The sequence below is a fragment of the Helcobacillus massiliensis genome (genome assembly GCF_033106145.1).
GTDB classification, from domain to species: domain Bacteria; phylum Actinomycetota; class Actinomycetes; order Actinomycetales; family Dermabacteraceae; genus Helcobacillus; species Helcobacillus massiliensis.
This window is the reverse complement of record NZ_CP136959.1, coordinates 1,890,246-1,911,637: the sequence shown is the minus strand read 5'-3', so window position 1 is coordinate 1,911,637 and position 21,392 is coordinate 1,890,246. Positions and strand designations below refer to the sequence as shown.

The 21,392-nt window shown below is 68.4% G+C and carries 19 protein-coding genes; 10 read left to right on the top strand and 9 right to left on the bottom strand.

The features are described 5' to 3' along the window. Positions 1-196: 196 nt before the first annotated feature. Positions 197-1,498: a type I glutamate--ammonia ligase gene (locus R3I40_RS08845; protein ID WP_285262200.1), complete on the bottom strand. Its 1,302-nt coding sequence runs from the start codon at positions 1,496-1,498 to the stop codon at positions 197-199. A gap of 62 nt (positions 1,499-1,560) precedes the next feature. Further along, positions 1,561-3,072 carry an APC family permease gene (locus R3I40_RS08840; RefSeq protein WP_285262201.1) on the bottom strand — a complete coding sequence of 504 codons (1,512 nt, stop codon included), beginning with the start codon at positions 3,070-3,072 and terminating at the stop codon, positions 1,561-1,563. A gap of 199 nt (positions 3,073-3,271) precedes the next feature. Here R3I40_RS08840 and R3I40_RS08835 point away from each other — a divergent pair, with 199 nt between their 5' ends. Together R3I40_RS08835 and R3I40_RS08830 are read left to right on the top strand one after the other, a co-directional pair. Then, positions 3,272-4,165 carry a MurR/RpiR family transcriptional regulator gene (locus tag R3I40_RS08835; protein WP_183376428.1) on the top strand — a complete coding sequence of 298 codons (894 nt, stop codon included), beginning with the start codon at positions 3,272-3,274 and terminating at the stop codon, positions 4,163-4,165. Positions 4,166-4,518: 353 nt separating this feature from the next. Further along, positions 4,519-5,445 (top strand): class I SAM-dependent methyltransferase, encoded by a 927-nt coding sequence (locus tag R3I40_RS08830; protein ID WP_285262202.1) that lies wholly within the window; start codon positions 4,519-4,521, stop codon positions 5,443-5,445. 9 nt (positions 5,446-5,454) lie between these two features. Here R3I40_RS08830 and R3I40_RS08825 read toward each other — a convergent pair whose 3' ends face one another. Beyond that, positions 5,455-6,147, bottom strand: a complete 693-nt coding sequence (locus R3I40_RS08825; protein WP_239374852.1) for a DUF6318 family protein — start codon at positions 6,145-6,147, stop codon at positions 5,455-5,457. A gap of 94 nt (positions 6,148-6,241) precedes the next feature. Between R3I40_RS08825 and R3I40_RS08820 the strand changes: the two genes are divergently transcribed. The 3 genes from R3I40_RS08820 to R3I40_RS08810 are packed head-to-tail and all read left to right on the top strand — an operon-like array spanning position 6,242 to position 10,986. Further along, the gene (locus R3I40_RS08820) at positions 6,242-8,065 is read left to right on the top strand and encodes an ABC transporter ATP-binding protein (protein ID WP_285262203.1); all 1,824 of its coding nucleotides are present in this window, start codon (positions 6,242-6,244) and stop codon (positions 8,063-8,065) included. After that, positions 8,062-10,251 (top strand): ABC transporter ATP-binding protein, encoded by a 2,190-nt coding sequence (locus tag R3I40_RS08815; protein WP_285262204.1) that lies wholly within the window; start codon positions 8,062-8,064, stop codon positions 10,249-10,251. The genes R3I40_RS08820 and R3I40_RS08815 overlap by 4 nt, the downstream gene beginning before the upstream one ends. Positions 10,252-10,254: 3 nt before the next feature. Next, positions 10,255-10,986 carry an MgtC/SapB family protein gene (locus R3I40_RS08810; protein WP_239374858.1) on the top strand — a complete coding sequence of 244 codons (732 nt, stop codon included), beginning with the start codon at positions 10,255-10,257 and terminating at the stop codon, positions 10,984-10,986. An 8-nt stretch (positions 10,987-10,994) separates the two neighbouring features. Here the strand turns inward: R3I40_RS08810 and R3I40_RS08805 are convergent, their stop codons facing one another. After that, entirely contained in the window at positions 10,995-11,387 is a 393-nt protein-coding gene (locus R3I40_RS08805) for a VOC family protein (protein WP_239374861.1), read from the bottom strand. 92 nt (positions 11,388-11,479) lie between these two features. Beyond that, on the bottom strand, positions 11,480-11,911 hold the full coding sequence (locus R3I40_RS08800) for a VOC family protein (RefSeq protein ID WP_183376434.1): 432 nt from the start codon (positions 11,909-11,911) through the stop codon (positions 11,480-11,482). Between the two features lie 315 nt (positions 11,912-12,226). On the opposite strand from R3I40_RS08800, the gene R3I40_RS08795 reads away from it, so the two are divergent. The 4 genes from R3I40_RS08795 (at position 12,227) to R3I40_RS08780 (ending at position 16,803) form a co-directional block, all read left to right on the top strand. Beyond that, on the top strand, positions 12,227-13,912 hold the full coding sequence (locus R3I40_RS08795; RefSeq protein ID WP_285262205.1) for an FAD-binding dehydrogenase: 1,686 nt from the start codon (positions 12,227-12,229) through the stop codon (positions 13,910-13,912). 90 nt (positions 13,913-14,002) lie between these two features. After that, the gene (locus R3I40_RS08790; RefSeq protein WP_285262206.1) at positions 14,003-14,953 is read left to right on the top strand and encodes an ABC transporter substrate-binding protein; all 951 of its coding nucleotides are present in this window, start codon (positions 14,003-14,005) and stop codon (positions 14,951-14,953) included. 72 nt (positions 14,954-15,025) lie between these two features. Next, positions 15,026-15,991 (top strand): amino acid ABC transporter permease, encoded by a 966-nt coding sequence (locus R3I40_RS08785; protein ID WP_239374873.1) that lies wholly within the window; start codon positions 15,026-15,028, stop codon positions 15,989-15,991. Beyond that, positions 15,991-16,803: an amino acid ABC transporter ATP-binding protein gene (locus R3I40_RS08780; protein ID WP_285262207.1), complete on the top strand. Its 813-nt coding sequence runs from the start codon at positions 15,991-15,993 to the stop codon at positions 16,801-16,803. Before R3I40_RS08785 ends, R3I40_RS08780 begins: the two co-directional genes overlap by 1 nt. Here R3I40_RS08780 and R3I40_RS08775 read toward each other — a convergent pair. The 3 genes from R3I40_RS08775 to R3I40_RS08765 are packed head-to-tail and all read right to left on the bottom strand — an operon-like array spanning position 16,784 to position 19,405. Then, on the bottom strand, positions 16,784-17,419 hold the full coding sequence (locus R3I40_RS08775) for a GNAT family N-acetyltransferase (RefSeq protein ID WP_183376438.1): 636 nt from the start codon (positions 17,417-17,419) through the stop codon (positions 16,784-16,786). The two genes, R3I40_RS08780 and R3I40_RS08775, sit on opposite strands and share 20 nt — an antisense overlap. Beyond that, a complete protein-coding gene (locus R3I40_RS08770) occupies positions 17,419-18,885 on the bottom strand; it encodes an App1 family protein phosphatidate phosphatase (protein WP_285262208.1) in 1,467 nt (488 codons plus the stop codon). Before R3I40_RS08770 ends, R3I40_RS08775 begins: the two co-directional genes overlap by 1 nt. Before the next feature lie 37 nt (positions 18,886-18,922). Further along, a complete protein-coding gene (locus R3I40_RS08765) occupies positions 18,923-19,405 on the bottom strand; it encodes a GNAT family N-acetyltransferase (RefSeq protein WP_183376440.1) in 483 nt (160 codons plus the stop codon). Between the two features lie 217 nt (positions 19,406-19,622). Between R3I40_RS08765 and R3I40_RS08760 the strand changes: the two genes are divergently transcribed. After that, positions 19,623-20,132 (top strand): arsenate reductase/protein-tyrosine-phosphatase family protein, encoded by a 510-nt coding sequence (locus tag R3I40_RS08760; RefSeq protein WP_183376442.1) that lies wholly within the window; start codon positions 19,623-19,625, stop codon positions 20,130-20,132. 33 nt (positions 20,133-20,165) lie between these two features. On the opposite strand, the gene R3I40_RS08755 is transcribed toward R3I40_RS08760, so the two are convergent. Continuing rightward, positions 20,166-20,984 (bottom strand): hypothetical protein, encoded by an 819-nt coding sequence (locus tag R3I40_RS08755; protein WP_285262209.1) that lies wholly within the window; start codon positions 20,982-20,984, stop codon positions 20,166-20,168. Positions 20,985-21,392: the final 408 nt, after the last annotated feature.

Sequence of the window (21,392 nt, the reverse complement as noted above, 5' to 3'; positions counted from 1 at the left end):
CGAACCGACTGCGGTTCGCTGGTGTAGCAAGGATTCCGTGGCAGTGATGGTCGACTAGAGGAATCGAGCCGATCCATTCGGAGGCGGACGTCCTGTGCCTCAGCGCAGAGGGTGTCATGGAGAACGCTCCTTTCAGATGGTTGGGATACGGGGCGACCACCGGGCGAGAAGCCGTGCCACCGCCAGTTATGTGGAGTCAGAAGATTTCGGCGTACCGCTTGCAGCGCTCTTCCATGGACTTGTCCTTGAACGTCTCGATCTCATGCTCCTTGATCGCCAGGTAGGTCTGCACGAGTTCTGGGGCGAACCATGAAGACACCTCTTCGTCGGCCTGAAACGCAGCGAGTGCCTCCGGCAGATCTTCAGGCAGCTGCGGCAGATCCTTGTGCTCCCCTTCGAGGTCCAGATCTCCCTGCACGACCTGTGCGGGATCCATGTCCTCACGCAGACCAGCGATTCCTGCGCGGAGGATCGACCCGAGCAACAGGTAGGGGTTGGCGCCGATGTCGCCGCCTCGGAATTCGAAGTGCAGTTGGGGCGCGGGGTCCCGGCCTTCCATTTCATTCGTAGGCGTGATGCGCAGCAGCGCTTCGCGGTTCTGCAGCCCCATGAACGCCCGAGCCGTGGACCAGTTATCCGGGCGGAGCCGCTCACCGGAGATCACCAGGGGCGCGAAGATGGCAGTCATGCCGGGTGCATGGTGAAGGATTCCTGCCGCGAACTTGGCGGCCTTTTCCGACACACGGCCGGGGCGGGAGGGGTCGTAGACAACCGGGTCGCCATCGAGCGTGGTGAGACCGAAGTGCACGTGAACCCCGGAGCCGCCTGCACCTGCTTTAGGCAGAGGGGAGAAGGTGACATCGCGGTGGTGGCCGGCAAAAACGGCACCAACGGTGTCTCGGACGAGCACGGCACGATCAGCTGCAGAGACCGCATCCGTTGGGCGGACGGTCACTTCGAACTGATGGGGGGCGTACTCCGGTAGCCAGTTCTCCGGTTCCGCACCCATTTTGTCGAGCGCGTTCATGATCTGAGAACCGATGGGTTCGAGTGATCGGTGCGCGGCGAGGGAGAACGGATGGGTGGGGGAATCATCCCCCAGGTCCGTGAATTCGTGCTCGAACGCGGCGGTGACGGTCAACCCGAATTCGTCCTCGAGCATCTTCACCGTGTCACGCAGGAACGTGCGGGAGTCTCCGGCCCACGGCGATCCGTCAGTTTCAACGATGTCGGTGAAGACGAGGGTGTGAGGCTCCTGGCCGGGGATGTCGGTGATCCGGACGGCTGAGGCGTAGTCGGGACGAAGGCGGCAGTCGCCAGTAGAACCGTAGGGCAGTCCGTGGACGATCTCGCCGAGGGGCCCGATGCCGAGGTTGGCCGGTACCCATCCCACGGACGATGTCTCATCGAAGTCTTCGGCTCTGACAGCGCGCCCCTTGGTGATGCCGGATAGGTCGCTGACAGCGAGGAATACGAGTTCGCCGGGGCGGGGGCGCACCTCGGGGGCGAGTGCTCCACCGGGGGTGTTCAGACCGTCGGCCGGGGTGTGGTGTGCGGGGTTCATTCGAGATCCTCCTGGGTGAGGCGCTCACCGATGCGATCAGCGAGACGCGGCTGGGCGATGACAATGATGAGGCCGAAGAGGCACCAGGCACCGGCGATCCAAGGGAACCATGTGTATGGGGCCTCTTGGCCGATGATCTGAACCGCGTAGACCCACACAAGGAATGCGAGGCCAAGTACGGGGACGATGACCTCCCATGCGGGGATGCGAGTTCCTGAGGTGATGGCGTACTTGATGATGCCGACCGACGTCATGGCATATGCAACAACCATGCACAGAGTGGCGATGGTGGCGTACCAGTAGTAGACATCCACCGCGGTGGCTCCGATGGCTGCAAGTGCGGCCGCGAGGACGACGGTGAGGACGACGACGGACAGCACGGCGATCGTGGGGACCCCGGTCCGGGCGTTTGTGCGGGCGAATACGGTGGGCCCGAAGCCGTCACGGGCGAGAGCGAACAGCAGCCTTGAGGCCGCAGCGGTGGATGACAGCAGCGATGCGAATGCAACGAAGAAAGCGATGACGCTGATGAGGACGGCGTACCACGAGCCGATGTAGGTCGCGGAGAGCTCAGTGAGCGTGGAGGCTGCGCCGGAGAACTTCTCGATTCCGGTTGCATCAGTGCCATAGCCGATTGTCTGGGCGAACATGACGAACGTGTAGATCGCACCGGCGATCACCACAGCCAGCAGTAGGGCCTTGGGCACGGTTCGTTTGGGGTCGTTCGTCTCTTCTGCGAGCGAGGTGCCGGACTCAAAGCCCGCCCAGGACAGAAAGCCGAATACGGACGCTGTCATGACCGCGGTGAGGGAAGCACTTCCGGGCAACAAGGTGGACAGATCGACGCCGGTTGTGACCGGAGCACTTCCGGAACCGACACGCGTCACAATCACCACGGAGAGAATGAGCATTGCAATGATGCCGACGAACCCGATAGCCAACAGTGTGCGGGCAGTCACTGCGGATTCGCGGATGTTGAGCAGTGCCACGAACACCGCGACGATGATCGGGACGACGATCCAGGCTCCGGCAGGAAGATGCAGGCCGAGCTCGGACAGCATGGCCTCGAAGAAAACCGCACATGCGCCGGCGATGCAGGCGGCGAAGAACAGGTATGTGCCGAGCAGGGCGAAGCCGCCGAAGAACCCAGCACGTGGTCCAAGGGTGACTCCTGCGAGTGCGTACACGGAGCCGGCATGGGTGACGTAGCGAGTGAGCCGAATGAATGCATAGGCGACGAGCAGTGTTCCGATGAAGGACACCACGAACGTGAAGGGGACACCTTTGCCCACAAGACCCGAGACTCCGATTCCGTTGAGGCTCATAGCCATGACCGGCCCCATGAAGCCGATGGAGATGGCGGAGACCTCGAGCAGAGAGAGCTTTCGGCGTGTGGAGAGTTGGCCTTCCTTGCCTGTTTCTGACGTCTGGGGACTTACCGATGATGCATGAGGCGCAGTTGTTCGGGTTGTTGGACGCTCTCGGTGAGCGCTGACGGATTCGGACATGGTGAGGGCCTTTCCGATGGACGGCGGGGGCGATGACTGCCCTGCCGATGGGGTCCGCGTTCGTGAGTGTAATGTAGGTTACATAAAGTGCCGGACGATGGCTAGTGGTGTCATGAATATTTCGGAGTCTGGTCGGCGGGGATGCGGGGACGGGACCGGTACCCTCGAAGGCACGTTGTGCAGGCAGGAGGAGAAGCGAATGGGCGCAAGTGACGGCGCTATGACGGGTGCCAGCGAGGACGGCGCCGCCGGAAGCAGCACCCGTAGCGTTGCTGAACATATCCGGAGCGTGATGCCGGATCTGACGCCGTCAGAGCGCAGCATCGCTCGCGCGCTGCTTGCCGCGTACCCAACGTTGGGGTTGGACACGGTGGCGAGTTTGGCAGCTCACGCGAAGGTGTCCGCTCCGACAGTGGTCCGCTTTGCTCGTCACCTCGGCTTCGACGGTTTTCGCAGTTTGCAGCGCGCGTTGCGCGAGGAATTGGCAGTGAAGAACCAGTCCAACCTCTCGCAGGCTGAAGCTCGAGGGGGCGAGCGGACCACTTTTGACCATGCGCGAGATGCCTACTTGACGGGCATAACCAGCACCTTTGCGGACAATGATCCGGCTGAGCTCGAAGCCGTTGTTGGCCTGTTGGCGGACGAGGGACGGCCCCTGCTCGCCGTGGGGGGTGCGTATTCAGGTGCGGTGACACGAACGCTGATTGCCCAATTGGCGCCAGTGCGGAGGAACGCTCGGGTGCTGGAGCCTCATGTGATTCTGTCGTCAACGGAGATGGCGGACGCTGCTGATCGGGGAGTCCTCGTCGTTGCGGATGTTCGTCGTTACGACCCTGAACTTGCCAAGCTTGCCGAGGCGGCCCATGGACAAGGGATCACGGTGGTTCTCCTGACGGATCCGTGGTTGTCGCCGATCTCCGCTTTTGCAGAGCGGCTGTTGACGGCGTCAGTAAAGGCTGCTGGGCCTTCCGATACCTTGGTGCCGATGTTGGCACTGGTAGAAGGCGTCTGTGAGCTGGTGGTGGAGGCGCGCGGAAAGTATGGCCTGGAACGTCTGCAGAGGGTTGAACAGCTCCGCTCCCATCTCGCGTGACCTCCCCACGCCCCGCGCTGATCCCGGCCCCGTGGGGTCCTCTTTTCGTTCCGGCCCCCTCCTTCCTGACCTTGCCCTGGGCGGGTCACGGTGCCCGGGCCACGGACCGTGTGCACTTTCCGACCATAATCGCCCTCCAACGCGCTGAATCCCGCGCTGCAGGGGTTTTTCGGTCGGAAAGTGCACGGCCGCTCTTCTCTCGCCAGCTTCGCGCCTCTCGCCCGCCCCTTCGGCCGGGACGGGAGAGCAGGAACCGGGCACCCCCTGGGCCGGGACGGGAGGGCAGGAACCGGGCATCCCCTGGGCCGGGGGGCGCGGGCGCGGACGACCCTGGCATGCGGAATACTGTTGGCATGTCTGAGCGTGAGTCACCGAGGCCTGCCCCGCCGATCTCCCGCCGCGCCGCACCGAAGCTCACCGATGCCCGCAAACGCGAACTCGCCGAGGCGTACCTGACGCAGGGCGCCGCCTACGATGCGCTGCGCCCCGGCTATCCGGACGCGGCCCTCGACCTCCTCGACGCCACCGCCCCAGACTCTTCCCGAGCCGCTGAAAGCCCGGCGCTGAGCCCGAGCCCGGCCGCCGCCCCAGACCCTTCCCGAGCCGCCGGCCCAGCCCTGGACCCCGCAAAGCGCGCGGTCGACCTCGGCGCCGGCACCGGCAAACTCACCACCGCCCTCCTGAACCGCGGCTGGTCCGTGACGGCGGTGGATCCGAGCGCGGCGATGCTTGAGCTCATCTCCGACCCGGCACCCGGCCCCGCCTCCCCGGCCCACTCTGACCGTCCCGCCCTCACCCGCGTCACCGCCCCAGCCGAGGCCACGGGCCTGCCGGACGCGTCCGCCGATCTCGTGGTCGCCGCGCAGGCATGGCACTGGTTCGACTCGGCCGAAGCGACCGGGGAGGTCCTGCGGATCCTCGCGGCCGGCGGCACGCTCGGCCTGATCTGGAACACCCTCGACGTGACGATCCCGTGGGTGCACCGCTACTCCCGGATCATGCACGCCGGGGACATCCTGCGCGAGGGCTTCCGCCCCGAGGTCGGCCCGGGGCTCACACTGACGGGCCAGCACGTCATCACCTGGGAGGATCCGCGCAGCACCGACGAGATGATCCGGCTCGCTCTGACCCGCAGCTATACGGCGACGGCGGGGGAGGAGCGCCGGGCGCGGGTGCTCAGCAACCTCGACTGGTACATCCACGACCACCTGGGCCACGAACCCGGCTCCATGGTCGGCATTCCGTACCGCACGGACCTGTTCCTGTACCGCCGCGCCTGACCCGCCGGGTCACTTCAGCGCGATGCCGGTGACCTTCCAGGCCTTCTTCTCGGTGGAGTACTTCAGCGACACCGTGACCTCGCCCTTCGAGCCGGGGTTCACGTGGCCCTCGTACTGCGGGTCGTCGATGAGGATGGACTTCTTCTCCGTGAACGGCGATGTGACCGTCGCGGTGTGGGAGGCGGTGGGGTCCCCGTCGGCTTTCTTCACTTCGGCCTTCGGGTCGGTGAGGGTGATGTCGCCGCCCACAACCCAGCCGCCCGCCTGGTGCAGCTGCGCGGAGTTCTGCATGAAGGCGCCGCATTCCTTGCATTCGGGGGCGATGATCTCGCCCCACTGGGAGACGTCGCCGGTGGCGATCATCGGCGGATAGGCGGCGAAGAGGTAGTCGGTGGTGGCGAGGGCGCCGGCGTCGGTGGGCTGCGACATGGCGGCGGGCGCGGCGGGCTTCTTCGTGGCGGTCGGCTTCGGCTGGGACGCCGGGTCGACCTTCTTCCGGCCGGCGTTCGGGTCGGCACTGGGGTCCTGCTGGCCGGCCCGCCCGCCCTGGCCGGAGCCGCTCGGGTCAGCGGGGGCCGACGGGTTCTGCTCGCCCGACGGGTCCGCGCCGCCGTTCAGGTTGGAGAAGCCGACGAGGCCCACCGGCACCACGAGGGCGAGGGCGCAGATCAGGATCACGAGGCGCTGGGCTGATTTGCTCACTGCACCACAGTAGCGCCCGCAGGAGCAGGACAGGAGCCCGGGTTCCGCTGCCGGGGGCGTACAGTATCGCGGTGCACAGAATAGAATCAGCGTCATGACGCTCGTCCGACTCATCGCAGCGCACGCCCGTCTGTACCTCTCCTTCGTCATCGCCGTCATCGTCCTGCAGCTGGTCGCTGTGCTGGCGGCCCTGTACCTGCCCACGATCAACGCGGACATCATCGACGACGGCATCGCCCAGGGCGATGTCCCCACCATTTGGCGCCTCGGCGGCTGGATGCTGGCCGTCACGGTGGTGAACATCCTCGCGATGGTGGCGGCCAATTGGTGCGCCGCCCGCGTCGGCATGAGCGTGGGCCGGGACCTGCGCTCCGCGGTGTTCCACCGGGTGCAGGGGTTCTCCCGCCGTGAGATGGGCTCCTTCTCCACGGCGTCGCTGATCACGCGGTCCACGAACGATGCGCAGCAGGTGCAGATGCTCGTGTTCTTCGGCCTGAACTTCATCGTGCAGGCCCCGATCACCGGCATCGGCGGCGTGGTGCTGGCGCTGAACCAGGAGCCCGGGCTCGCGTGGCTGATCGCGGTGATGGTGCCGGTGATGCTGGTCGTGATCGGCGGCATCGTGTGGAAGAGCGTGCCGCTGTTCCGGCAGATGCAGGAGCGGATCGACGAGATCAACCTCGTGCTGCGCGAACAGATCACGGGCATCCGCCCGCTGCGCGCATTCGTCCGCGAGGACTATGAGCGCTCCCGGTTCGAGGAAGCGAACCTCCGCTATGACCGGGTGAACAAGCAGGTGGGCAACCTGATGGTGCTGATCCAGCCGACCATCATGTTCCTGCTGTCGTTCTCCTCCGTGGTGGTGCTGGCGGCGGCGGCCGGCCCCGTGGACCGCGGGGAGATGCAGATCGGGTCGATCACCGCGTTCATCGCGTACCTGATCCAGATCCTCATCGCGGTGATGATGGCGACCTTCATGACGATGATGATTCCGCGGGCGATGGTGTCCGCGGAGCGCATCACGGAGGTGCTGCACACCGAACCGGCCGTGCATCCGCCGTCGGCCGACGAGATCGAACGCCCCCTCGACCCGGCCGACGGGACCCGCCAGGCCGACGGATCCGGCCCCGCCGACGGGGCCCGCCCCGCGGACCGGGTCACCCTCGAGTTCGACGACGTCTCCTACACCTTCGACGGCGCCGACCGCCCCGTGCTGAACCGCGTCTCCTTCACCGCCCACGGCGGACAGACGGTCGCGATCATCGGCGGCACCGGCGCCGGCAAGAGCACCCTGCTCGGCGCCATCACCCGCGCGTTCGACGTCACCTCCGGCGCCGTCCGCATCAACGGCGTGGATGTTCGCCGCGCCGACCCCGCGATGATGGACCGCGCCTTCGGGTACGTCCCGCAGCGCCCGTACCTGTTCTCCGGGACTGTGCGCTCCACCGTCGGCTTCGGCCGCGACGGCACAACCGACGAGGACATCTGGCATGCGCTCACCGTGGCGCAGGCTCGGGACTTCGTGGCGGCGATGCCGCAGCAGCTGGACTCGCCGATCTCCCAGGGCGGCACGAACGTGTCCGGTGGGCAGCGGCAGCGCCTGTCGATCGCGCGGGCGCTGGTGGGCCGGCCCCCGATCTACCTGTTCGACGACTCGTTCTCCGCGCTGGACCTGAGCACGGATGCGCGCCTGCGGGCGGCCCTCGAACCGGAGACGCGGGACGCGCTGGTGGTGATCGTGGCGCAGCGCGTCTCCACCATCGTGGACGCGGACCTCATCCTGGTGCTGGACCACGGCGAAGTGGTGGGCCGCGGCACCCACGAGGAGCTCATGGCCGACAGCGCCACATACCGAGAGATCGTCGAATCCCAGGGCGGGATCGACGGCGCAGGCGAGAGCGAAGAGGTGCGCGCATGAGCGCCGACGAGAAGGACACGACGCGGGGCCTGCGCCCGGGCCAGAAGTCGAAGAACTTCTTCCCCTCGGCGAAGCGGCTGCTCGGACAGATGCGGTCGGAGCGCCCCATGCTGATCGCCGCGATCATCACCGCGGTCGCGTCGGTCGCGCTCGCGGTGGTGGGCCCGAAGATCCTCGGCCGCGCCACGGACATCATCTTCTCCGGTGTGATCTCCAAGCACCTGCCGCCGGGCACCACGAAGCAGCAGGTGATCGAGCAGGCCCGCGCCGCGGGCAACGAGAAGTTCGCGGACATGCTCGGCGGCATGGAGCTGAACCCGGGCCACGGCATCGACTTCTCCGCTCTGTGGGCGGTGCTCGGCCTGGTGACGGCCCTGTATGCGGTGTCCGCGGTGCTGAACTGGCTGCAGGGCATCCTCCTGGTGCGGGTGGCGCTGCGCGTGGTGAAGCGCCTGCGCCGGCAGACGGAGGAGAAGATCCACTCGCTGCCGCTGTCGTACTTCGACCGCACCTCGCGCGGTGATGTGCTCTCGCGCGTCACCAACGACATCGACAACATCCAGCAGACCCTCATCCAGACCATCGGCGGCATCGTCACGAGCCTGCTGACGGTGATCGGCACGATCGCGATGATGCTGTGGATCTCCCCGCTGCTGACTCTGATCGCGATGATCGTGATCCCGCTGGCCGGTGTGATCACCGCGGTGGTGGGCAAGCGCGCCCAGAAGCTGTTCGCTGAGCAGTGGGATGCGACCGGCAAGGTCAACGGCGAGGTGGAGGAGGCGTTCTCCGGCCATGACGTGGTGTCCGTGTTCGGCCGGGAGAAGCAGATCGCCGACGAGTTCGAGCGGGAGAACGCGGAGCTGTTCCGCGCCAGCTTCGGCGCCCAGTTCGTGTCGTCGCTGATCATGCCGCTGATGATGTTCGCGGGGAACCTGTCCTATGTCGCCGTCGCTGTGGTGGGCGGTCTGCGCGTTGTGAGCGGCCAGCTCACCCTCGGTGATGTGCAGGCGTTCATCCAGTACTCGCGGCAGTTCACGCAGCCGCTGAGCCAGCTGGCGTCGATGGCGACGATGCTGCAGTCCGGTGTCGCCTCCGCGGAGCGCGTGTTCGACCTGCTCGACGAGCCCGATGAGATCAGCGACGCCGCCACCGCCGAACTCGCTGCCCGCGCTGCGGTGTCCGCGCCGGCTGCGCCTGCCCCGTCGGCCACCGGCGCCGAGGCGGGGGAGGGGCCGACGGGCTCCACTGCGGTCACCGCCCTGGACGCCGACACTGCCCCCGCCGACCAGGTGGGCCGCGGCCGGGTCGAGTTCCAGCATGTTGCGTTCTCGTACGCGAAGGACCGCCCGCTGATCACGGACCTGTCGCTGACGGCGGAGCCGGGCACCACGGTCGCAATCGTGGGGCCGACGGGTGCCGGCAAGACGACGCTCGTGAACCTCCTGATGCGGTTCTACGAAGTGGATGCGGGCCGGATCCTGTTGGACGGCGTGGACACCCGCGCCCTGACCCGCGCGGACCTGCGCTCGCGCACCGCGATGGTCCTGCAGGACACGTGGCTGTTCGGCGGCACCGTGCGGGAGAACATCCGCTACGGCCGCCTGGATGCGACCGACGCCGAGGTAGAGGCCGCGGCGAAGGCGGCGTGCGCGCACGAGTTCATCATGCAGATGCCCGGCGGGTACCACTCCGTCCTGGAGGATGAGGGAACCACCGTCTCTGCGGGGGAGAAGCAGCTGCTGACGATCGCGAGGGCGTTCCTCGCAGAGCCCGAGCTGCTGATCCTCGACGAAGCCACCTCGAGCGTGGACACGCGCACGGAGGTCCTGGTGCAGGAGGCGATGAGCCGTCTGCGGTCGGGGCGCACCGCGTTCGTGATCGCGCACCGGCTCTCGACGATCCGCGACGCGGACCTGATCCTGGTGATGGAGCACGGTAACATCGTGGAGCAGGGCGACCACGACTCCCTGATGGCCGCCGGTGGGGCATACTCACAGCTGCACCGCTCGCAGTTCGAAGCGCCCGCCGTTGACCTCGACGAGCAGGAGGCCGCCGAGGAGCCCGACCACGGGCCGGCCGGTGACACCGCCGCGGCCGCGGTGCCCGGCAGCGTCGAGGACCCGTCGGCCGGTGGGACCCCGACGCCCGGAGCCGGTCCGGGCCGCGCACCGGAAGGGGACTGAGCCGTGCAGTCACTGGTCGGATTCACCAACAGCACCAGCCTCATCGAGGTGCAGCTGGTGCTGGCCTCGTTCTTCTTCTGCTCCCTGATCGGCATTGAACGGCAGGTGCGGCAGAAGGCGGCGGGCTACCGCACGAACGTGCTGGTGGGAATGGGCTCGTGCGCGTTCACGCTGATCTCCGCGTACGGCTTCGCGATGGTGCTGGGCAATGATGTGACGCTGGACCCGTCGCGCATCTCAGCGCAGATCGTGTCCGGCATCGGCTTCCTCGGCGCCGGCGTGATCTTCAAGGGCCGCAACGTGGTGCGCGGCCTGACCACCGCCGCGACCGTGTGGGTGTCCGCCGCGGTCGGCATGGCGTGCGGCGCCGGCATGCTCAGCCTCGCCGCCGTGGTGACGTTCCTGCACCTGTTCACCCTGTTCGTGGTCGCGCCGATTGTGAAGCGGATCCCGGACCCGGACCGGAAGCGCCAGCTGTTCGTCTCCTACCGCGACGGTGAGGGCGTTCTGCGGGATGTGCTCGCCACGGCGACCGACATGGGGTTCTCCTCCTCCATCATCTGCTCGCGCCGCATCGATGATCCGAACGGTCGGCGCATCGACATGGACATCCAGTTCCACGGCCAGCGGCCGCAGCAGCACCTGATGGCGCCGCTGATGGAAGTGGATGGGGTGCTGCAGGTCAGCATCGGCACCGACTCCGAGGGCAACCGCGACGACGACGAAGCCGACTGAGCGTCAGCTCAGAGGAGGTCGCCTTCGGCGAGGGCGAGCAGGTTGCCTTCGGTGTCGAAGAACCGCTGGCCACGGCTGCACAGCGCCAGGTGGACCACACCGCCCACCAGTTCGCCGCCGTGGCGGGTGACGGCGTCGGAGGCGGCGTCGAGGTCGTGCACCCCGATCACGAACTGCGGGAAGTTCCACCCCTTATGCCGGTTGTACGGCTGCTGCGTCATGGCGCGGGCGGGGCGCTGCTGGGCGACGCCGTCGATCCCGGGGGAGCCGGGGCCGGTGGTGATGCCGTAGAGGGGGCTGCCGTACCACTCCGTCCAGTCCTCGAAACGCCAGTTGAACAGGGCGGTGTAGAACGCGCTGAGCCGGTCGAGATCGTGTGCGGAGAGGTGGAAGCGGGCCACGCGGTTGATGGAGCTGTTCGGCCTGGGAGCGGGCCGGGGAGGGCATTCACAGGTGTGCGAGGCGTGCTCGGAGCACGGCAGATAGTGGGTCATCACAGGTCCGCTCCCTCAACCAGGATGAGACCGTTGCCGTCCGGGTCGCGCAGGCGCTGGCCCCGCGGGAACGGTTCCACGTCGACCAGGTCCCCATCGGGGACGGCCCCGTTTCGGATTGCGATGCGCATCGTCTCCTGAATGCTCTCCACAGCGATCATCAGGTGCGAGAAGTCGATGGCGTCTTCGGGCTCGGACTGGGTCTTGAACAGGTCGTGCCGGGGGATGAGGACTCCGTCGACCCCGGAGGTGCCGCTGCCGGTGCGCACACCGAGACAGGGAACGGTCGAGTACTCGGACCAGTCCTCGAAGGTCCAGCCGAACACTCGGGCGTAGAAATCGGCGAGGATCCGTGGCTCGTCAGCGAGCAGGATGAACCGCGTGACACGGTTATGGGCGTTGCGCGCTGTGCCGGGGTGCGTACTGTTCATGGTGCTCTCGCTTCAGAAGCGGATCGATGGGCGTTGTGTCGATCCTGGCAGAGCCGACCGCCCGTACCCCCTCATTCGACCGCAATGTCCGAAATCGGGGACGCCATTCACGCTGTGGGGCGAGATCGACGATAATCTGTGTCACCCATCCCACACCGGCGGGGCGGTCGTGTCGAGCGCTTCGCACCGATCAGTCGGCGAAATCGCCTGCTCAGGCCATGTGCGGCCTTCAGATCGCGACCAAAGTCCCGATTGGGCGCGCCGTCGGCCCGCGCCGGCCTCCTGCGCCGCCCGCCCCGTTGACAGGAGAGCACCGTGCCCCACCGCCCAGCCACAGCCCCGCTGCGCGAGCTCACCGCCGACGCCCTGGTCATTGGCCATGGCCTCGCCGGCCTCGCCGCCGCCGCTGAGCTCGCCGATGCCGGCCGCAGCGTGGTCCTCCTCGACCAGGAGGGCGAGCAGGACCTCGGCGGGCAGGCGTTCTGGTCCTTCGGCGGCCTGTTCATGATCGACACTCCCGAACAGCGGCGCCTCGGCGTGCGCGACAGCCCGGAGCTCGCCCACCAGGACTGGATGGGGTCCGCGCAGTTCTCCGCCGCGACGCATGATGTCCGTCCTCGGCAGTGGGCCGAGGCGTACCTGCACTTCGCGCACGGCGAGAAGCGCGCCTGGCTGCGCCAGATGGGCCACCGCATCTTCCCCGTGGTCGGGTGGGCGGAGCGCGGCGGCACCTCCGCTTCCGGCCACGGCAACTCCGTGCCCCGCTTCCACATCACCTGGGGCACCGGCGAGGGCATCGTAGAGCCGTTCGAACGGCGCGTCCGCCAGCACCGGGAGGCCGGCCGCATCCGCTTCGCCCACCGGCACCGCGTGGAGCACCTGGAGGTCTCCGGCCGACGGGTCCTCGGCGCAGCCGGGTCCGTCCTCGCGGCCGACCGCTCCCGCCGCGGCGCGGCCAGCACCCGCGAGGTCATCGGCGAGTTCACCGCCCGCGCGGACGCGGTCGTCCTCGCCACCGGCGGCATCGGCGGAAACCCGGACCTGGTGCGCGCCATGTGGCCCGCGGACCTCGCAGACATGCCCCGTGACCCCGTGATCGGCGTGCCCGCCTACGTGGACGGCTCCGGCCTGCAGGTCGCGGAGGCCGCCGGCGCGCACTGGATCAACAAGCAGCGGATGTGGCACTACACCGAGGGGGTCCGCAACTGGAACCCGATCTGGCCCGGCCACGGCATCCGCATCCTGCCCGGCCCCAGCGCCCTCTGGCTCGACCACACCGGCCACCGGCTCGACGCGCCCGCCTACCCCGGCTTCGACACCCTTGCCACGCTGCGCCAGCTGCGCGAGCGGGGCGGTGAGCACTCCTGGTTCATCATGACCCGCGCCATTGCGGAGAAGGAGATCGCACTGTCCGGCAGCGAACAGAACCCGGACATCACCGGAAAGTCCTGGGCGAAGGTCGCCCAGCGCATCAGGCCCGGCGCACCCGACCCGGTGCAGGCGTTCCTCGACCGCGGGGAGGACTTCGTGCAGGCCACCGGCCTGGAGGAGCTGATGGATCTCATGGAGCCGCTGAGCGACGGGCCCCTGGACCGCGCTGCGATCACCGCCGCGGTTCATGAGCGTGACAACCAGATGGTGAATCCGTATGCGAAGGATCCGCAGGTGGTGGCGATCCGGGGTGCGCGACGATTCCTGGGGGATCGGCTCGTGCGCACCGCGTCCCCGCACCGTCTGCTGGATGCGTCGGCCGGTCCACTGATCGCGATCCGCCTGCACACCCTGCTGCGCAAGACCCTCGGAGGTCTGGAGACCGATCTGGGCGGGCGCGTGCTGGGGGCCGACGGGGCCGTGATCAGCGGGCTCTACGCCGCCGGCGAGGCGAGCGGGTTCGGCGGTGGCGGCATGCACGGACTGAATGCGCTCGAGGGGACGTTCCTGGGCGGGTGCCTGTTCAGCGGACGTGAATCCGGTCGCTCTGCGGCCCGCGACATCGCCTGATCGGGGCGCGTACTGCATAGACTGCCGACGCAACGAAAAACTATGCCACCAAGTGAATGACTATGTGGCGATGTCGGCAGGAGAGAAGCGGTGCCCCACCCCACCATCACCGGTGCGTCCCCATCGCGCCGCGCCCTCATGCGCGGCCTGATCGGCGCCGCCGTCGGCCTGCCCGCCGCCGGGGCCGTCACCGGCTGCACCACCGCCTCCGTCACCCTCGCGAAGGAGACCAACGCCGTTCCCGAGGTGGACCTCAGCCCCATCGCCGAGGTCCCCGAGATCGCGGCCCTCGTTCCGGAGCACATCCGCTCCAAGGGGACCCTCGTCAACGGCTGCGCCGCGAACTACGCGCCCGGTGAGTTCCTCTCCAACGGTGAACCCGTCGGCTACGACATCGACGTCTTCAACGCCATCGGCCGAGTCCTCGGCATGGGAACCCGCACCGACAACGCCGTGTTCGCCCAGATCATCCCCGCGATCGGGTCGAAGTACGACCTCGGCATGTCCGGCTTCACGATCAACGCCGAGCGCCTCGCCGCCGTCAGCATGATCTCCTACTTCGAAGCCGGCATCTCCTACGCGGTCGCGACCGGCAACCCCTACCGCATTGATCCGTCGGCCCTGTGCGGCACCACCCCCGCCGTCCAGGTGGGCACGTACCAGGAGGAGCTGGTGCGCGCCGCGGACCAGGAGTGCCGCGATGCCGGCGCCGACGGGCTCCGCATCCTCGCCTACGAGTCCAACAACGACGCGGTCACCAACGTGGCCGGGAAGAAGGCGGACATCTTCATCGCCGATTCCCCCGTCACCTCCTACGCCATCGCCCGCTCCCGCGGCACCCTGGAGCAGATCGGGGACATTCAGGAGTCGGCGCTGAACGGGATCGCCGTGGCGAAGTCGGAGCCGGAGTTCGCCGAAGCGGTACGAGCCGCCGTGCAGCACCTCATCGACTCCGGGCACATGCTGCGCATCATGCAGGCGTGGGGCACGGAGTCCGGCATGATCGACACCGCCGAGATCAACCCCGCAGACGCCGGATGACTATGCACCGCCCGGGGCCGCACCACCGGCCCGCAGCCTCCCGACCCGCCACCGACTGGAAGTGACCACCGCATGACCACCCCCGAGCAGGCGCCCGCTGATCGCGCCGGGACCGCCGACGCGATCCCCGGCCGTATCCGCGCCCGCGAAGCAGCCCGCCCCGGCACCTGGATCGCGGCGGTGATCGTCGCACTGATCGCCGCCGGACTGATCAACTTCCTCATCACCAACCCCGTGTTCGAATGGGGCATCGTGGTGCAGTACATCCTGGATGTGAAGATCATCCAGGGCGTGGGCTGGACGCTGCTGCTGACGTTCACCTCGATGCTGCTGGGCACCGTGGTGGCGCTGATCGCCGCGGTCATGCGCCGCTCCGATAACCCGGTGCTGCGCCTGGTGAGCTGGGTGTACATCTTTGTGTTCCGCGGCACCCCCGTGTACACGCAGCTGGTGTTCTGGGGCCTGTTCACGGTGATCGTGCCGAAGATCGCGGTGGGTGTGCCGTTCGGGCCGGAGCTGTTCTCGTTCTCCACCCGCGACTACTTCACCGGGTTCCTCGCCGCCGTCCTCGGCCTCGGCCTGAACGAAGGCGCGTACCTCGCGGAGATCGTCCGCGCGGGCCTGGGGTCGGTGAACCGGGGGCAGACCGAGGCGTCGAAGGCGCTGGGGATGTCGAACTCGCTGATCCTGCGGCGCATCATCGTGCCGCAGGCGATGCGGGTGATCATCCCGCCGCTCGGCAACGAGACGATCGGCATGCTGAAGACCACCTCACTGGTGCTGGCGGTGCCGTTCACCCTGGACCTGACGTTCGCCTCGAACTCGATCTCCACCATGCTGTTCAAGCCGATCCCGCTGCTGATCGTGGCGGCCCTCTGGTACCTCGCGGTCACCAGTGTGCTGATGGTGGGCCAGTTCTACCTGGAGCGGTACTTCGGCCGCGGCTTCGATGACCGTGCCCCCTCCCGCTCGCGGCAGAAGAACATCAACCGCGCGAAAACGACCCCGAAGGACCCCCTGCCCCAGGTGGAGCTGTGATGACTGAGAATCCCAACACCCCCGCTGCGTCCGAGCCGCAGCAGCGCCCCCTGGTGGAGCTGCGCGGCGTCCACAAGGAGTTCGGCTCCCTGCATGTCCTCAAGGGCTGCGACCTGACGGTCCGCGAGGGCGAGGTGACCGTCCTGATCGGCCCGTCCGGCTCCGGCAAGTCCACCCTTCTGCGGTGCGTCAACCAGTTGGAGATCCCCACGGCCGGCGCCGTCTACGTGGACGGCGTGCTGCAGGGCTACCGTGAGCAGCCGCTGGCCGACGGGCGCCTGCGGCGTCTGAAGCCGAAGGAGATCGACGCGCAGCGCTCCCGCATCGGCATGGTGTTCCAGCGCTTCGACCTGTTCCCGCACCGCACTGCCCTGCAGAACGTGATGGAGGCGCCGGTGCACGTGAAGGGCATGCCGAAGGCCCAGGCGCAGGCGCAGGCCCGCGACCTCTTGGCTCGTGTGGGCCTGGCTGAGCGGGCCGATCATTACCCGAGCGAGCTGTCCGGTGGTCAGCAGCAGCGGGTGGCGATTGCGCGTGCGCTGGCGATGGAGCCGGAGGTGATGCTGTTCGATGAGCCCACCTCGGCGCTGGATCCGGAGCTGGTGGCGGAGGTGCTGCAGGTGCTGAAGGACCTCGCGCAGCAGGGCCTGACGATGATCGTGGTGACGCACGAGATCGGGTTCGCCCGCGAGGTCGCCGATTCGCTCGTGTTCATGGACGACGGTCAGATCGTGGAGCAGGGGCCGGCGCGTCAGCTGATCGACGCTCCGCGCTCAGAGCGGCTGAAGGACTTCATCCAGTCGGTTCTGTGAACCGCTTCGCCATCTCGTTGAAGTGCAGGCCGTCCACGAGGGGGCGGTTCGCGCCGAGGGCGGGCGGGAACGCCGTGCGCTTCCCGGTGGCGGTGAAGCCGAGCCGCTCGTACCAGGCCTGCAGTTCGGGCCGGTGGTCGAGGATGTTCAGCACCACGCCGGGGAAGCCGCGTCGGCGGGCCTCGTCCTCCAGGGCGGCGACGAGGGCGCGGCCGATGCCGTGCCCCTGGGCCGACGGGTCCACCGCGAACAGGCCGAGCTCCGGCATGTCGTGGCCGGGGTGCATCTCCAGCATGATGCAGCCGTCGATCGAATCCGCCCTCGCGCCGGTCGTCGCGGATTCGGCCGCGGCCCCGTCGGCGCGGGCCTCCTCGCCGGCCCGCCAGCGGTAGCCGCGCGCCAGGAGCAGGCGCATGGTGGGATCGGCGATGAGGGCACGGACCTCCTCGGCGTTGGTGCGGTCGCCCTCCACGAGGCCCTGCTCGGTGGTCCAGGAGCCCTCGAGCTGCAGCCGATAGGCGCGCACCACCATCGAGGCGATGGCGTCGGCGTCGCTCACCTCGGCGGGCACGATGCGGCCGCGGGGCTGCTCGCCCGCGCCGGCGGTCCCCGCCATCACTTCTCCGTCCTGCCGTCCGGCAGCAGACCCCGGTCGCGCAGGCGCGTCACCAGACCGAACCCGGTCGCGGAGCTGATCCACGGGATCCGGCGCTCAGCGAGGACGCCGCGGGCCTCGTCGGTGGGCTGGGCGTCGGGGGAGCGGCCATCACCGGCGTCCTCTGCGGCGCGGGCCTCGGCCGCCACCTCACTGGTGCCGTGCAGGGTGTGGTGGTCCTCTGCGCGCTGCTGATCATCGGCATGATCGGCGCCGTCCTGGGCGTCGTCGCGGATCTGGGTGCGCATCGCCGAGGGGTGCGGCAGCTTCGGGATGAGCGACAGCAGTGAACGGCCCGCGGCACCGACGGCGCGCAGCGGGTGCCGCCCGCCCTCGGCGAGCTGGTGCTGGTCGGTGGACAGTTCGCGGATCAGCACGGCCTTCACGTGGTCCGGGTGGGTCGCCACGAAGTGGGAATACGTCTCGGGGTCGTGCTGGCCGTCGTCACCGATGAGGATCCACTGCATGGTCGGGAACATCTCGGCGAGGGACGCCAGGGAGCGGCGCTTGTGCTGCGAACCGGAGCGGAAGAACCCGGTGTTGGTGGGGCCCCAGTCGGTCAGCAGCAGCGGGCCCACCGGGTAGCCGTTCTTGAACAGGAAGCGCGCCAGCACCGGTGCCACGTTCCACGCCCCGGTGGACAGATACACGAACGGCAGGCGGGTGCCGGGCGTGGTCGCGCCGATGCCGGGCACGGACCCGGCACCGGGGCCGCGGTCATCGCCCTGCGAGATCGAATAGGTGCGGCGCAGCAGCTGGTACAGCACCGGCATGCCGGGCACCACGCGGCGCGCGGTCTGCTGCACCACGAACGCGTTCCAGGCGGCGAGCAGAGGGCGCGGCAGCAGCGTCACCATGACGGTGTCGTCGATGTCGGAGACCACGCCGAGGCGCTGCTGGGAGTCGTCGATCACCGTGATGGTGGTGGTGACGGTGTTGTCCCGCAGGGCGGGACGCTGCGTCTGGTGGGAGCCCTTCGGGGCAGCCGACGGGTGCGCCGACCGCATCCGGATCTCGTGGATGCCCGGCTCCAGTTCGGCGGGGAGGGTGGCGTCGATGATGCCGGAGCGGTCCGCCACGACGGTGACCGTCTCCACGCCGGACACCGTCGGCAGATCGATCTCGACCGCGTGGTGCGCCATCGGCTGGCCGAGGAAGTTGCGGAAGCCGCGCACCGCGAGACCGCGCATGTCCTGCACCGGTTGGTCGTGGTGGTCGGCGCCGGTGCCGGCGCGGCCGTACAGGACCTTCCCGAGGATCCGCACCTGTGTGAGGGACCCGTAGCCGTCGTACGGCTGCAGGCGCGGTTCGAACCCGGCGCGATCGAGCACACGACCGACCACGCGGTTCTTCGCGTCCTCCAGGCGGGCGGCCCAGAAGGGGCGGACCTCACCGGCGCCGTCAGCGGGAACAGGGGTGGGCGTCATCGTGATGGTCGGGGCGGCGTTCTCTCAGGCAGACGGATCAGAGGGGGCGGGCCATCTTGATCCACGCGGACTTCGGGTCGTCCTCCGAGACGGTCCAGCGGTCACCGGTGTCGGTGAAGCCGAGTGCCTCGTACATCTTCACCGCCGGGTTCGACGGCGACACGTACAGCGTCACCACCGAGGCGCCGTCGTTCGCAGCCCACTCGAACACGGAGTCGGCGAGCTCACGGGCGACACCGGACTTGCGGAAGTCGGCCTGCACCCACATAGCCTGCAGTTCGCGCTCCTCCTCGGGGGAGTCCGCTTCGTGGCGGGTGGTGACAACGCCGATCGGGTCACCCTCTTCGAGGGCGAGGAACCATGCCGATTCGGCGACGCGCTCCTGCCACACCGAGTCGGGGTAGGCGGATTCGGTCTCCCAGGACTGGCCGAAGGCGTAGGGGTCGGCGCTGAGAGCGCGCAGTCGGATCTCGCGGACCCGCGGCCAGTCGGTGTCCTGGGCGTGAATGATCTCCGGCATGGGCGGCCTTCCTGGTGTTCGTGCTGGTCTCTCGTATCCCAGCCAGTGTACGGGAGAAGTCCGCGAGCACCAGGAGTTCCAGGGCCGGCAGGGTCTCTTTTGGGCATCGACTCCGTGAACACCGGACGGCGCCGGGTCGACCGGGGAGGGACGCCGAGGCAACACCGCCGGGACTTGGGGCGTCGCGCGGCGGCGGGGCGTCTGGAACAATGACCGGATGAACAGGTTCCGGGTCCTCACCGTGTGCACGGCGAACGTGTGCCGGTCGCCGGCCGCTGCCGCCGTGCTCGCAGCCGCGGTCGATGAGGCAGGGCTGTCCGACAGTGTCGAGGTCGGGTCCGCCGGCACCACCTGGGAGGCCGAGGGCATGCCGATGGATGATCGGACCGCCGCGGCTCTTCAGCGGGCCGGTCACCGCGCGGACCTGCACGCGGCGCGAACGGTGCACGTCAATGAGCTCGCCCAGTGGGATCTGGTGCTGGCGATGACCCTGAACCATCGCGAAACCCTGCAGCGGCAGGTGGAGGCGGCGCCGGAGCTGTGCGCAGGCACCGAGGTTCGGATGTGGGGAGCGTTCGATCCGGCGATGCCGGAGGGCGCCACCGGCAGTGACCTGGACGTGCCGGACCCGTGGTACGAGGATGATCCGGCGTTCGATGAGATGGTGGCGCGCCTGGAGCGCGCTGTGCCGTCGCTGCTGGACGCGATCCGCAGCCGCCTCGACTGAGCATCCCGCACCGCCCCGGGTGCGGAGCCTGTGCTACTTGCGGCGTGCCCGCAGCGTCATATAGGCCGTGGTGCCGGAGACGAGGAAGCCCAGACCCACGGTGGACAGCATGATCACGCGCACCTGACCGAACCCGTTCTTCTGGGTGGCCCAGGAGTTGATCAACCGGTCGAAGGCATTGCCCTCATCGGTGCTCGGCACCGCCACCACCTCCGACGGTGCGATATCGGCGGTCGTATCGGGGCGCGGCGCCTCAGCCTCTGCGGGCTCCTGCGGCGCGGCTGGGGGCTGGCCCGGACCGCCGTCACCCGCGGCGGCGCCCGCCTGGGAGTCGTCCTGATTGCGCTGGAACTCTCCGCTGCGGGCCGCCGGTGCCTGCTCTTCAGCGGCGCGCTGACGGGCCTGCTGCTCCCGCTCCTGCGCAGACAGAGTGCGCTCCGGGCTCGGCTTCACCGCGTCCCCCTGATCGCGGGGCTGACGCTCCGGCCGCGCCTCCTCCGGCTTCTGCTTCGGATTCCGAGTCGGCGTCTCCGGCTGCGGCTCCGCCGTGGGCGTCTTCTCCGGGGCGGGCTTCGTCGGCTTCTCAGTCGGCTTGTCCGTCGGGGACTCGGTGGGCTTGTCGGTCGGCTTTTCGCTCGGCTTTTCGGTGGGGTCCGACGGGGCGGGCTTCGTCGGCGTCTCAGTCGGCTTGTCGGTCGGGTCGGACGGGCTCGGCGTGGGCGTCGGCGTGGTCGTGGGATCCGACGGGCTCGGAGTGGGCGTCGGGCTCTCCACCGGGTCGCTGTCCGGGCTGGTCTGCTCATCCGGAGGAGTCGGAGTCGGCGACGGCGACTCGATGGGCTCCGCGGGCACCAGGTCGATCCACGGGATCGAGGTCGGTTCCTCGCCGGCCGTTGAGTCGGAAGTGGACGGCGTCGGGGTTTCCGTAGGCTGTGGCGTCTCCGGTGCGCTCGTTCCTGGACGCTTCTCGTTGTTCCGCCCGCGGTCAGAGTCCCCAGAATCGCTGATCTTCCCGCTCACAGTGGGACCGTCCAGCGCAGTCGAGCGGTTCAACGATGCCTCCACTGCGGCAGCGGGCCGGTGCTCTGCAGGCCCAGGAGCCTCTGCAGAGGCTGTGGTGGGCACGACCAGGGCGCCCAGCGCCGCAGCGGACACAGACACGTGCAGGGCCGCTTTTCGGGTGCGGTGACGCGCAGCATCGTGGTTCATACGAACCCCCTTCGCGCGCGGAACGCACCGATCGTGGACGACTGCTCTACC

Bases quoted from the DNA above. Each gene is read 5' to 3' on its own strand.
- R3I40_RS08840 (WP_285262201.1), bottom strand. From the start codon at position 3,072: ATGTCCGAATCCGTCAGCGCTCACCGAGAGCGTCCAACAACCCGAACA.
- R3I40_RS08780 (WP_285262207.1), top strand. From the start codon at position 15,991: ATGACTGAGAATCCCAACACCCCCGCTGCGTCCGAGCCGCAGCAGCGC.
- R3I40_RS08775 (WP_183376438.1), bottom strand. From the start codon at position 17,419: ATGGCGGGGACCGCCGGCGCGGGCGAGCAGCCCCGCGGCCGCATCGTG.
- R3I40_RS08770 (WP_285262208.1), bottom strand. From the start codon at position 18,885: ATGACGCCCACCCCTGTTCCCGCTGACGGCGCCGGTGAGGTCCGCCCC.
- R3I40_RS08765 (WP_183376440.1), bottom strand. From the start codon at position 19,405: ATGCCGGAGATCATTCACGCCCAGGACACCGACTGGCCGCGGGTCCGC.
- R3I40_RS08815 (WP_285262204.1), top strand. From the start codon at position 8,062: ATGAGCGCCGACGAGAAGGACACGACGCGGGGCCTGCGCCCGGGCCAG.
- R3I40_RS08830 (WP_285262202.1), top strand. From the start codon at position 4,519: ATGTCTGAGCGTGAGTCACCGAGGCCTGCCCCGCCGATCTCCCGCCGC.
- R3I40_RS08835 (WP_183376428.1), top strand. From the start codon at position 3,272: ATGGGCGCAAGTGACGGCGCTATGACGGGTGCCAGCGAGGACGGCGCC.
- R3I40_RS08760 (WP_183376442.1), top strand. From the start codon at position 19,623: ATGAACAGGTTCCGGGTCCTCACCGTGTGCACGGCGAACGTGTGCCGG.
- R3I40_RS08785 (WP_239374873.1), top strand. From the start codon at position 15,026: ATGACCACCCCCGAGCAGGCGCCCGCTGATCGCGCCGGGACCGCCGAC.
- R3I40_RS08800 (WP_183376434.1), bottom strand. From the start codon at position 11,911: ATGAACAGTACGCACCCCGGCACAGCGCGCAACGCCCATAACCGTGTC.
- R3I40_RS08820 (WP_285262203.1), top strand. From the start codon at position 6,242: ATGACGCTCGTCCGACTCATCGCAGCGCACGCCCGTCTGTACCTCTCC.